This window comes from Bacillus cereus group sp. BfR-BA-01309, from assembly GCF_022664315.1.
In the GTDB taxonomy this organism is placed as follows: Bacteria; Bacillota; Bacilli; order Bacillales; family Bacillaceae_G; genus Bacillus_A; species Bacillus_A mobilis.
This window is the reverse complement of record NZ_JAKUHE010000002.1, coordinates 84,980-96,702: the sequence shown is the minus strand read 5'-3', so window position 1 is coordinate 96,702 and position 11,723 is coordinate 84,980. Positions and strand designations below refer to the sequence as shown.

The following is an 11,723-nucleotide window of genomic DNA, read 5'->3' as shown; positions in this document are numbered from 1 at the left end:
ACACGCTGAGAGGACTTTTTTTATACCATTACTCTCACGCAAGAAAAAAAGCTTGGAGGTGTAGAGCATGCAAGAGAAAGCAGTCGTTTTAGATGACCAAATGATTCGCCGCGCTTTAACACGAATTAGTCATGAAATCGTGGAACGAAATAAAGGTGTCGATAATTGTGTTCTTGTCGGAATTAAAACTCGTGGAATTTTTATTGCACAACGTTTGGCAGAACGAATTGGTCAAATTGAAGGAAAAGAAATGGAAGTTGGAGAGCTAGATATTACGTTATATCGTGATGATCTAACACTACAATCGAAAAACGAAGAACCACTTGTAAAAGGTTCTGATATCCCTGTAGATATTACAAAGAAAAAAGTAATCCTTGTAGATGATGTATTATATACAGGAAGAACAGTTCGAGCAGCAATGGATGCTCTTATGGATTTAGGTAGACCATCACAAATCCAACTGGCGGTTCTTGTTGATAGAGGTCATCGTGAACTACCAATTCGCGCTGATTATGTAGGAAAGAACATTCCAACATCAAGTGAAGAGCGTATCGAAGTTGATTTGCAAGAGACAGATCAACAAGATCGAGTAAGCATATACGATAAGTAAAGCCCTTTTAAATGTAGTCCTGTGAGGCTGCCAAAGGGTCTTGGCTTTCATATGTCAAATTTGGCATACGAAAGTGTAGGACTCTTTGTGCACAGGCACAAAGAGTTTTTTTATTGCAAAGAATTAAACTGAAGGAGGATGTAACAATGGAACAAAAGCCAGTGTTAGACGTTAATGAAGTACCGAAACCGGGAAAATGGTTATTTTTAAGTATACAACATTTGTTCGCGATGTTTGGATCAACAGTGCTGGTTCCGTTTTTAACAGGATTGAATCCGTCAGTAGCATTAATATCAAGTGGATTAGGAACGCTAGCGTTTCTTCTTATAACGAAAGGTCAAGTACCTGCCTATCTAGGATCATCATTCGCCTTTATCGCACCGATAATAACAGCGAAAACAGCAGGTGGACCTGGAGCAGCAATGCTCGGTGGTTTGTTAGCAGGACTTGTGTACATCTTAATTTCACTCGGAATTAAGAAGTCAGGATCAGAGTGGATTATGAAATTACTTCCGCCAATCGTAGTTGGTCCAGTAGTAATGGTAATCGGTCTAGCTTTAGCACATACAGCAGTTAACATGGCGATGAACGGTGCGGATGGCAAATATAGCTTTACACACTTTTCAGTAGCGTTAGTAACATTAGCAATTACAATTATCTGCTCTATATTCGGAAGAGGGTTTTTCAGTATCATACCAGTGTTACTGGGTATTATCGGCGGATATATCTTCGCTTACTTCCAAGGGCTAGTAGACTTAAAGCCGATAGCTGAGGCAAAATGGTTTGTTGTACCAGATTTCACAGTACCATTTGTAACATATACTCCGGAGTTTTCGTGGAAGATTGTACTCTTGATGGTACCAGTTGCACTAGTAACAATTTCAGAGCATATCGGACATCAAATTGTACTTGGAAATGTTATTAAAAGAGATTTAATTGAAAAACCAGGTTTACACCGTTCAATCTTCGGTGATGGAGTAGCAACATTAATCGCATCACTTATCGGTGGGCCACCGAATACAACGTATGGTGAAAACATCGGTGTCCTAGCAATTACGAGAGCATACAGTGTATACTTATTCATCGGTTCAGCAGTGTTCGCAATCATGTTCGGGTTTATCGGTAAGATTTCTGCACTGATTCATTCGATCCCAACACCGGTTATGGGTGGCGTATCAATCTTACTATTCGGTGTAATCGCATCAAGCGGATTACGCATGATGGTAGATGATAAAACAGACCTAAGTGACAAACGAAACTTAATGATTGCATCAGTAATACTAGTAATCGGTATTGGTGGAGCGGTACTTCACGTAGGAGAATCGTTCCAAGTAGAAGGAATGGCACTAGCAGCAATTGTAGGTGTACTGTTAAATCTACTACTACCAGAAACGAAACAAATAACACAATCTAAGCAGATTGCTTCATAATAATAACCTTTTAATTCAGTCCTGTGAGACCGGAAAGGGTGGCTTCTTTCTTGCACCCTAGTCTCACATGACTAGGGTATTTTTATACAAAGGTTGTTATAAAAATACAAAAGTGGTAACATAAAAATCAGAAAGATGAGGGATGACGATGAGCCATTTGTTAACGATGAGTGAATTATCGGAAGTAGAAATTTCAGAAATCCTAAAAGACGCAGAAGATTTCGCGAATGGAAAAGAGAGCAAAACGACAGAGCAAACTTTTGTTGCGAACTTGTTCTTTGAGAATAGTACGAGAACGAGATTTAGCTTTGAAGTTGCTGAGAAGAGATTAGGACTTGAAGTTTTAAACTTTTCAGCTGATGCATCTAGCGTACAAAAAGGAGAAACTTTATACGATACGATAAGAACACTAGAATCAATCGGAACAAAAGCGGTAATCGTCCGCCATGAGCAAGATCGCTACTTCGATGAACTGAAAGATCAGGTAAATATCCCAATCTTAAACGCTGGAGATGGATGTGGAAACCACCCAACGCAGTGCCTACTCGATCTTCTTACAATTAAACAAGAGTTTGGAAGATTTGAAGGATTAAAGATTGCGATAGTAGGAGATGTTCGTCATAGCCGAGTAGCACGTTCTAATGCAGAAGCATTAACGAAACTGGGTGCAACAATTTACTTTGCAAGTCCAGAAGAGTGGAAAGATGAAGACAGCACATTTGGAACATACAAACCATTAGATGAACTTGTTCCAGAAGTGGATGTAATGATGTTACTTCGTGTACAACATGAGCGTCATGATCATTATGAAACAGACATTATGAAAGAGTATCATGAGAAACACGGATTAACAGTGGAAAGAGAAAAGCGTATGAAAGAAGGAAGCATTATTATGCATCCAGCTCCTGTAAACCGTGATGTTGAAATTGCAAGTGAACTTGTTGAGTGTGAGCGTTCACGCATATTTAAACAAATGGAAAATGGAGTTTACGTAAGAATGGCTGTACTAAAACGCGCCTTACCAAATGTATTAGGAGGAATGAAACATGAATTACTTGTTTAAAAATGGTCGTTATATGAATGAAGAAGGAAAAATCGTAGCAACAGATCTTCTCGTACAAGACGGTAAAATCGCTAAGGTAGCAGAAAATATTACGGCAGATAATGCTGAAGTAATCGAAGTGAACGGAAAGTTAATCGCACCTGGATTAGTAGATGTACACGTACATCTTCGTGAACCAGGTGGTGAACATAAAGAAACAATTGAAACAGGTACACTAGCAGCGGCAAAAGGTGGATTCACTACAATTTGTGCAATGCCAAATACACGCCCAGTACCAGATTGCAGAGAACATATGGAAGACTTGCAAAATCGTATTAAAGAAAAAGCGCATGTCAACGTACTACCATACGGAGCAATTACAGTACGCCAAGCGGGTTCTGAAATGACAGATTTCGAGACGTTAAAAGAACTTGGAGCATTTGCTTTCACTGATGACGGTGTAGGCGTACAAGATGCTAGCATGATGTTGGCTGCTATGAAGCATGCAGCGAAATTAAATATGGCAGTGGTTGCGCACTGTGAAGAGAATACTCTTATTAATAAAGGTTGTGTACATGAAGGGAAGTTTTCTGAGAAACACGGATTAAACGGTATCCCATCAGTATGTGAATCTGTACATATTGCAAGGGATATACTGCTTGCTGAAGCGGCAGATTGTCACTATCACGTATGTCACGTAAGTACGAAAGGATCTGTACGTGTAATCCGTGATGCGAAACGCGCTGGAATTAAAGTAACAGCAGAAGTAACACCTCATCACCTAGTGTTATGTGAAGATGATATCCCATCAGCTGATCCTAACTTTAAAATGAACCCACCGCTTCGTGGAAAAGAAGATCACGCAGCATTAATTGAAGGTCTACTAGATGGAACAATCGATATGATCGCAACTGATCATGCACCGCATACAGCGGAAGAGAAAGCACAAGGAATTGAAAGAGCACCATTCGGAATTACTGGTTTTGAAACAGCATTCCCACTTCTATACACAAACCTTGTGAAAAAAGGAATTATTACATTAGAACAGTTAATTCAATTCTTAACAGAAAAGCCAGCTGATACATTCGGCTTAGAAGCAGGTCGCCTGAAAGAAGGTAGAACAGCTGATATTACAATCATTGATTTAGAACAAGAAGAAGAGATTGACCCAACAACATTCTTATCAAAAGGAAAAAATACACCATTCGCAGGTTGGAAATGCCAAGGATGGCCGGTAATGACAATCGTTGGTGGTAAGATCGCATGGCAAAAGGAGAGTGCATTAGTATGAAAAGACAACTTATCTTAGAAGATGGAACAGTATTAATTGGAAAAGGTTTCGGAGGAGAAATCGAAAAGTCAGGTGAGGTTGTATTTACAACAGGAATGACTGGATATCAAGAAACATTATCTGATCCATCATATTGCGGTCAAATCGTAACATTCACGTACCCATTAATCGGAAACTACGGCATCAACCGTGACGATTTTGAATCGATTCATCCATCTGTAAATGGTTTAATCGTAAACGAAATTTGTGATCACCCATCAAACTTCCGTAATGAAATTTCGTTAAATGATTACTTAAAAGAAAGAAATATCCCAGGCTTAGCAGGAATTGATACGAGAAAATTAACGAGAAAAATTCGTCAATACGGTACATTACGTGGGCGTCTATGTAACATGGATGCAGATGTAGAATACATCGTGAGCCAATTAAAAGCGACAGTATTTACAGATCACGTGAAACGCGTATCAACGAAAGATCCATACCCAAGCCCAGGCCGTGGACACCGAGTTGTACTTGTAGACTTCGGAATGAAACATGGTATTTTAAGAGAATTAAATAAACGTGATTGTGATGTAATTGTAGTACCTTACAATACAACAGCAGAAGAGATTTTACGCCTTAGCCCAGATGGAATTATGTTAAGTAACGGACCTGGGGATCCAAAAGATGTACCAGAAGCAATTGAAATGTTAAAAGACATTATCGGTAAAGTTCCTTTATTCGGAATTTGCCTAGGACATCAATTGTTCGCTCTAGCATCTGGTGCGAATACAAGTAAGTTAAAATTCGGTCACCGTGGTTTAAATCATCCAGTAAAACATCTTGCAACTGGAAAAGTAGCAATTACATCTCAAAACCATGGTTACGCAGTAGAAGAAGAATCAGTTAAAAATACAGAACTTGAAATTACACATGTCGCTTTAAATGATGGAACAGTAGAAGGTCTTCGTCATACGAAGTTCCCAGCATTTACAGTACAATACCATCCAGAAGCTTCAGCAGGACCAGAAGATGCAAATGATTTATTCGAAGATTTCTTAGCAATGATTGAAAACTTCAAGAAAGAAGGGGAAGAGTTATGCCAAAACGCCTAGACATTAACACAATTTTAGTAATCGGATCAGGACCAATTGTAATTGGGCAAGCAGCAGAGTTTGACTACTCTGGTACACAAGCTTGTCAATCTCTTAGAGAAGAAGGTTACAAAGTAATCCTTGTTAACTCTAACCCAGCAACAATTATGACAGATACTGCAACAGCAGATAAAGTATACATTGAGCCTTTAACATTAGAATTTGTAAGCCGAATCATTCGTAAAGAACGTCCGGATGCAATCTTACCAACATTAGGTGGTCAAACAGGTTTAAACATGGCTGTTGAACTTGCGAAATCAGGCATACTTGAAGAGTGCGGAGTTGAAATTTTAGGAACAAAATTATCAGCAATTGAGCAAGCGGAGGATCGTGATTTATTCCGTACATTAATGCAGGAATTAAATGAACCAATTCCATCTAGTACCATTATCCATACGCTAGAAGAAGCACATGAATTTGTAAAAGAAATTGGATATCCAGTTATTGTTCGCCCAGCATTTACAATGGGGGGAACAGGTGGCGGAATCTGTAGTAATGAAGAAGAACTAATTGAAATCGTATCAGGTGGATTAAAACATAGTCCAGTAACACAATGTTTATTAGAAAAGAGCATTGCTGGTTGTAAGGAAATTGAATATGAAGTAATGCGTGATTCAAATGATAACGCGATTGTAGTATGTAACATGGAAAATATCGATCCAGTTGGAGTTCACACAGGTGATTCTATCGTTGTAGCACCGAGCCAAACATTAAGTGACCGTGAATATCAAATGTTACGAAACACTTCATTACGAATTATTCGTGCATTAGGAATTGAAGGTGGATGTAACGTTCAGCTTGCACTTGATCCACATAGCTTCCAATACTATGTAATCGAAGTAAACCCACGTGTAAGTCGTTCATCTGCACTAGCATCTAAAGCAACTGGGTATCCAATTGCGAAGCTAGCGGCAAAAATTGCAGTCGGTTTAACATTAGATGAAATTATAAATCCAGTAACACAAAAAACATACGCTTGTTTCGAACCAGCATTAGACTATGTTGTTTCAAAAATTCCGCGCTGGCCATTTGATAAGTTTGAATCAGCGAACAGAACACTGGGTACACAAATGAAGGCAACTGGTGAAGTTATGTCAATCGGACGTAACCTAGAGCAATCATTATTAAAAGCGATCCGTTCTTTAGAACTTGGCGTTTATCACTTAGAGTTAGCGCATTTAAAAGAGCTTGATAAAGAGACAATGAAAAAACGCATTATAAAAGCGGATGATGAGCGACTGTTTATTGTAGCAGAAGCAATTCGTCAAGGTGTAACGAAAGAAGAGATCAACGATTGGTGTGAAATGGACTTCTTCTTCTTACAAAAAGTTGAAAATATCGTAAATATGGAACGCGAAGTAAAAGCAAATGTAGAAAATATGGAAGTACTACAATCTGCGAAAGAAATGGGCTTCAGTGATCACTACGTTGCAGCAGCTTGGAACAAAACAGAGCGTGAAATTTACGATATGCGTAAAGAAAGCAATATAACTCCTATTTATAAAATGGTAGATACTTGTGCGGCAGAGTTTGAATCTGCAACACCATACTATTACAGCACATATGGTGACGAGAATGAATCGGTTAGAACAGATCGTAAGAGTGTTGTCGTACTAGGGTCTGGTCCAATTCGTATCGGTCAAGGTGTTGAGTTTGACTATGCAACAGTTCACTCTGTATGGGCAATTAAAGAGGCTGGATATGAGGCAATCATTGTTAATAACAACCCAGAAACAGTTTCAACAGACTTCAGTATTTCTGACAAATTATACTTTGAACCATTAACAATCGAAGATGTAATGCACATTATCGATTTAGAAAAGCCAGAAGGTGTTATCGTCCAATTCGGTGGACAAACGGCAATTAACTTAGCTGCTAAATTAGAAGCTCACGGTGTGAAAATCTTAGGAACATCACTTGAAGATTTAGACCGTGCAGAAGATCGTGATAAGTTTGAAGCAGCTCTAACACAGCTTGGTATCCCGCAACCAGTTGGTAAAACAGCAACGACTGTAGAGCAAGCGGTAGCAATCGCTGACAAAATTGGGTACCCAGTATTAGTAAGACCATCTTACGTACTAGGTGGACGCGCGATGGAAATCGTATATCGTCAAGAAGAACTGCTGCACTACATGAAAAATGCGGTAAAAGTTCACGCGGATCATCCAGTATTAATCGATCGTTACATGGTTGGTAAAGAAATTGAAGTAGATGCAATTTCAGACGGTGAGAATGTATTCATTCCAGGTATTATGGAACATATTGAACGCGCTGGAGTTCACTCTGGTGACTCAATCGGAGTATATCCACCACAAAGCTTATCTGCAAAACTGAAAGAACAAATTATTGAACATACCATTGCACTTGGAAAAGGTTTAAATATTGTTGGATTACTAAATATCCAGTTTGTAGTATTTGAAGATCAAGTGTATGTAATTGAAGTAAACCCACGTGCGAGCCGTACAGTACCATTCTTAAGTAAAATTACAGGTGTACCGATGGCGAATGTTGCAACGAAAGTTATTTTAGGTCAAAACCTTGTAGAACAAGGATACGGAACTGGTTATCACCCAGAAGAGAAAGAAGTGTATGTAAAAGCACCGGTATTCTCATTTGCGAAACTACGTTCAGTTGATACAACATTAGGACCTGAAATGAAGTCAACAGGGGAAGTAATGGGGAAAGACTTAACACTTGAAAAAGCATTATACAAAGGGTTAGTTGCTTCTGGAATTAACATTCCAACGCACGGATCAGTAATCATTACTGTAGCGGATAAAGATAAAGAAGAGGCGATGGAAATTGCAAAACGTTTCCATGAAATCGGCTATAACTTATTAGCAACAGCTGGAACAGCACAATCGTTAGCAGAGCAAAACATTCCAGTACAAGTTGTAAACAAAATTGATTCTGAAGACTACAACTTACTAGACATTATCCGTCAAGGAAAAGCACAGTTTGTAATCAATACATTAACAAAAGGCAAACAACCAGCGCGTGATGGTTTCCGCATTCGCCGTGAATCAGTAGAAAATGGTGTGGCTTGCTTAACATCACTTGATACAACGAGAGCAATCTTACGAGTACTAGAATCTATGACATTCTCAGCTCATTCAATGAAAGAAATTACGCAAACAAAGCGTCACGAGGTGGTACATGCATGATGCAAAAGCAAAATATGATCGTCGTTAATCAAAAAGAAATCGCAAAAAACATTTACGAATTAGTGCTTCAAGGAACGTTAGTACAGCAAATGAACGAACCAGGGCAGTTTGTACACATTAAGGTAGCAGAGGGCATTGCGCCCCTTCTGCGCCGCCCAATTAGTATTTGTAATGTAGATCAAGAGAAGAACGAATTTACAATGCTATATCGTGCAGAAGGACAAGGGACAAAAACATTAGCAACTAGAAAAAAAGGTGAAATGGTAGACGTACTAGGACCACTAGGACACGGTTTTCCTGTAGAAGAAGCAGAAGCTGGTCAAACAGCTTTACTAGTCGGCGGGGGGATTGGCGTACCACCACTTTATGAATTATCACAGCGCCTTGTTGCAAAAGGTGTACGCGTAATTCACATCTTAGGTTTTCAAACGAAAGATGTCGTTTTCTATGAAGAGAAATTTGCAGAACTTGGTGATACGTACGTTGCGACAGTAGACGGTACACACGGCACAAAAGGATTTGTCACAGATGTAATTGATAATTACGGAATTGACTTTGATATTCTTTATTCATGTGGTCCGTTAGCGATGCTTCGTGCATTAGAAGGACGTTACAAAGAGAAAAAAGCTTATATTTCTTTAGAAGAACGTATGGGCTGTGGTATTGGAGCTTGTTTCGCATGTGTATGCCACTTACAAGAAGATCCAAGTGGACATTCTTACAAGAAGGTGTGTAGCGACGGACCAGTATTTCCAATCGGGGAGGTTGTACTATGAACAGATTGCAAGTTGAATTACCGGGATTATCATTAAAAAATCCAATTATACCGGCATCTGGATGCTTTGGATTTGGTCGTGAATATGCACAGTTTTACGATTTAAGTGTACTAGGATCAATCATGATCAAAGCGACGACAGAACAACCACGTTATGGAAATCCGACGCCTCGTGTTGCTGAAACACCGGGCGGCATGTTAAATGCAATCGGACTTCAAAACCCAGGGTTAGAAAAAGTAATGAATTCTGAATTACCATGGTTAGAACAATTTGATCTTCCAATCATTGCGAACGTTGCAGGCTCACAAGCTGAGGATTACGTAGCGGTTGCAAAGGAAATTTCTAAAGCGCCTAATGTCCACGCACTAGAATTAAATATTTCTTGTCCGAACGTAAAAACAGGTGGTATCGCCTTTGGTACAAATCCTGAAATTGCTGCTGATTTAACGAAGCGAGTAAAAGAGGTTTCTGAAGTACCTGTATACGTGAAGTTGTCACCGAACGTGGCAAACATTGTGGAAATTGCAAAAGCGATTGAAAATGCAGGTGCAGACGGTTTAACGATGATTAATACATTGCTTGGTATGCGTCTAGATTTAAAAACAGCTAAACCAATTTTAGCAAACCGTACAGGCGGATTATCAGGTCCTGCGATTAAGCCAGTAGCGATTCGTATGGTACATGAAGTAAGTCAAGCGGTTAACATTCCAATTATCGGAATGGGTGGTATTGAAACAGCGGAAGATGTAATTGAATTCTTCTACGCTGGTGCAAGCGCAGTTGCAGTAGGTACAGCGAACTTTATCGATCCGTTCGTATGTCCGACAATTATTGAAGAGTTACCAGCACTATTAGATGAATTAGGATTTGATCACATTTCGGAATGTCAAGGAAGGAGCTGGAAGCAAACATGTCACAGTCGTTAATCGTTGCACTAGATTTTCCAGGGAAACAAGATGTAGAGCAATTCTTGCGCCACTTTGAAGGGGAAGAGTTATTTGTCAAAGTTGGTATGGAGTTATTTTATAAAGAAGGCCCTGCAATTATTACGTACTTAAAAGAAAAAGGACATAAGATCTTTCTAGATTTAAAACTTCATGATATTCCGAATACAGTAAAAAGCGCTATGCGTAGCCTAGCTGGTCTAGATGTTGATATGGTAAATGTTCATGCTGCTGGGGGAAGCAGTATGATGAAAGCTGCGATTGAGGGATTAGAGGAAGGTAAGCAAGAAGGAAAAGAGAGACCGATTTGTATTGCAGTTACACAACTAACAAGCACTTCGGAAGCTATGATGAAAAAAGAGATCGGCATTGAGAAAACGTTAGAAGAAGCGGTTGCTCATTATGCAAAACTAACGAAAGAAAGTGGACTTGATGGCGTTGTTTGTTCAACACTTGAAGTTCCAAAATTACGTGAAGTATGCGGAAATGAATTTGTAACAGTAACACCGGGGATTCGTCTTGCAAGCGATGATGTAAATGACCAAGTGCGCGTAGCAACACCGAAACGTGCGAGGGAACTTGGCTCAAGCTACATCGTAGTTGGACGTAGTATTACAAAAGCAGAAAATCCGCTTGAAGCGTATAAAACAGTAAAACAACAGTGGGAAGGTGTAACAGTATGAAAAAAGAAATCGCATCGCATTTATTAGAAATTGGAGCAGTATTTTTACAACCGAATGATCCATTCACTTGGTCTTCAGGTATGAAATCACCAATTTATTGTGATAACCGTTTAACTTTATCTTATCCAAAAGTACGTCAAGCAATTGCAGCTGGATTAGAAGAGTTAATTAAAGAGCACTTCCCAACTGTAGAAGTTATTGCAGGAACAGCAACTGCTGGTATTGCGCACGCTGCATGGGTAAGCGATCGTATGGATTTACCAATGTGCTACGTACGTAGTAAAGCAAAAGGTCACGGTAAAGGGAACCAAATCGAAGGAAAAGCTGAAAAGGGTCAAAAAGTAGTAGTAGTAGAGGACCTAATTTCAACTGGCGGTAGTGCAATTACATGTGTAGAAGCACTTCGCGAAGCTGGCTGTGAAGTATTAGGAATCGTATCAATCTTCACATACGAGCTAGAAGCAGGAAAAGAAAAACTAGAAGCAGCTAACGTAGCATCATACTCTTTAAGCGACTACAGTGCATTAACTGAAGTAGCGGCAGAAAAAGGTATGATCGGACAAGCTGAAACGAGAAAATTACAAGAGTGGCGTAAAAATCCAGCAAACGAAGCTTGGATCACAGCGTAACACGAAAAACAACGACTGCGG

10 protein-coding genes are annotated in these 11,723 nt (G+C 39.4%); all 10 read left to right on the top strand.

Translation table 11 applies throughout. The features are described from left to right. Nucleotides 1–67: 67 nt before the first annotated feature. The 10 genes from pyrR (at nt 68) to pyrE (ending at nt 11,702) form a co-directional block, all read left to right on the top strand. Nucleotides 68–610 (top strand): bifunctional pyrimidine operon transcriptional regulator/uracil phosphoribosyltransferase, encoded by a 543-nt coding sequence (pyrR, locus tag MR115_RS03990; RefSeq protein WP_001156490.1) that lies wholly within the window; start codon nt 68–70, stop codon nt 608–610. A gap of 146 nt (nt 611–756) precedes the next feature. Then, a complete protein-coding gene (gene uraA / locus MR115_RS03985; RefSeq protein WP_097816872.1) occupies nt 757–2,040 on the top strand; it encodes a uracil permease in 1,284 nt (427 codons plus the stop codon). Nucleotides 2,041–2,188: 148 nt separating this feature from the next. Then, a complete protein-coding gene (gene pyrB, locus MR115_RS03980; protein ID WP_000018864.1) occupies nt 2,189–3,103 on the top strand; it encodes an aspartate carbamoyltransferase in 915 nt (304 codons plus the stop codon). Next, nucleotides 3,087–4,373: a dihydroorotase gene (gene pyrC / locus MR115_RS03975; RefSeq protein ID WP_242240068.1), complete on the top strand. Its 1,287-nt coding sequence runs from the start codon at nt 3,087–3,089 to the stop codon at nt 4,371–4,373. Before pyrB ends, pyrC begins: the two co-directional genes overlap by 17 nt. Continuing rightward, entirely contained in the window at nt 4,370–5,467 is a 1,098-nt protein-coding gene (locus tag MR115_RS03970; protein WP_000828668.1) for a carbamoyl phosphate synthase small subunit, read from the top strand. The genes pyrC and MR115_RS03970 overlap by 4 nt, the downstream gene beginning before the upstream one ends. Then, nucleotides 5,452–8,670: a carbamoyl-phosphate synthase large subunit gene (gene carB, locus MR115_RS03965; RefSeq protein ID WP_242240065.1), complete on the top strand. Its 3,219-nt coding sequence runs from the start codon at nt 5,452–5,454 to the stop codon at nt 8,668–8,670. Before MR115_RS03970 ends, carB begins: the two co-directional genes overlap by 16 nt. Then, nucleotides 8,667–9,446: a dihydroorotate oxidase B electron transfer subunit gene (gene pyrK / locus MR115_RS03960; protein ID WP_061678233.1), complete on the top strand. Its 780-nt coding sequence runs from the start codon at nt 8,667–8,669 to the stop codon at nt 9,444–9,446. The genes carB and pyrK overlap by 4 nt, the downstream gene beginning before the upstream one ends. Continuing rightward, nucleotides 9,443–10,372 (top strand): dihydroorotate oxidase B catalytic subunit, encoded by a 930-nt coding sequence (pyrD, locus tag MR115_RS03955; protein ID WP_001081057.1) that lies wholly within the window; start codon nt 9,443–9,445, stop codon nt 10,370–10,372. The genes pyrK and pyrD overlap by 4 nt, the downstream gene beginning before the upstream one ends. Next, on the top strand, nt 10,357–11,073 hold the full coding sequence (gene pyrF, locus MR115_RS03950) for an orotidine-5'-phosphate decarboxylase (protein ID WP_242240062.1): 717 nt from the start codon (nt 10,357–10,359) through the stop codon (nt 11,071–11,073). The genes pyrD and pyrF overlap by 16 nt, the downstream gene beginning before the upstream one ends. Beyond that, a complete protein-coding gene (gene pyrE, locus MR115_RS03945; RefSeq protein ID WP_242240058.1) occupies nt 11,070–11,702 on the top strand; it encodes an orotate phosphoribosyltransferase in 633 nt (210 codons plus the stop codon). The genes pyrF and pyrE overlap by 4 nt, the downstream gene beginning before the upstream one ends. The last annotated feature ends 21 nt before the right edge of the window (nt 11,703–11,723 follow it).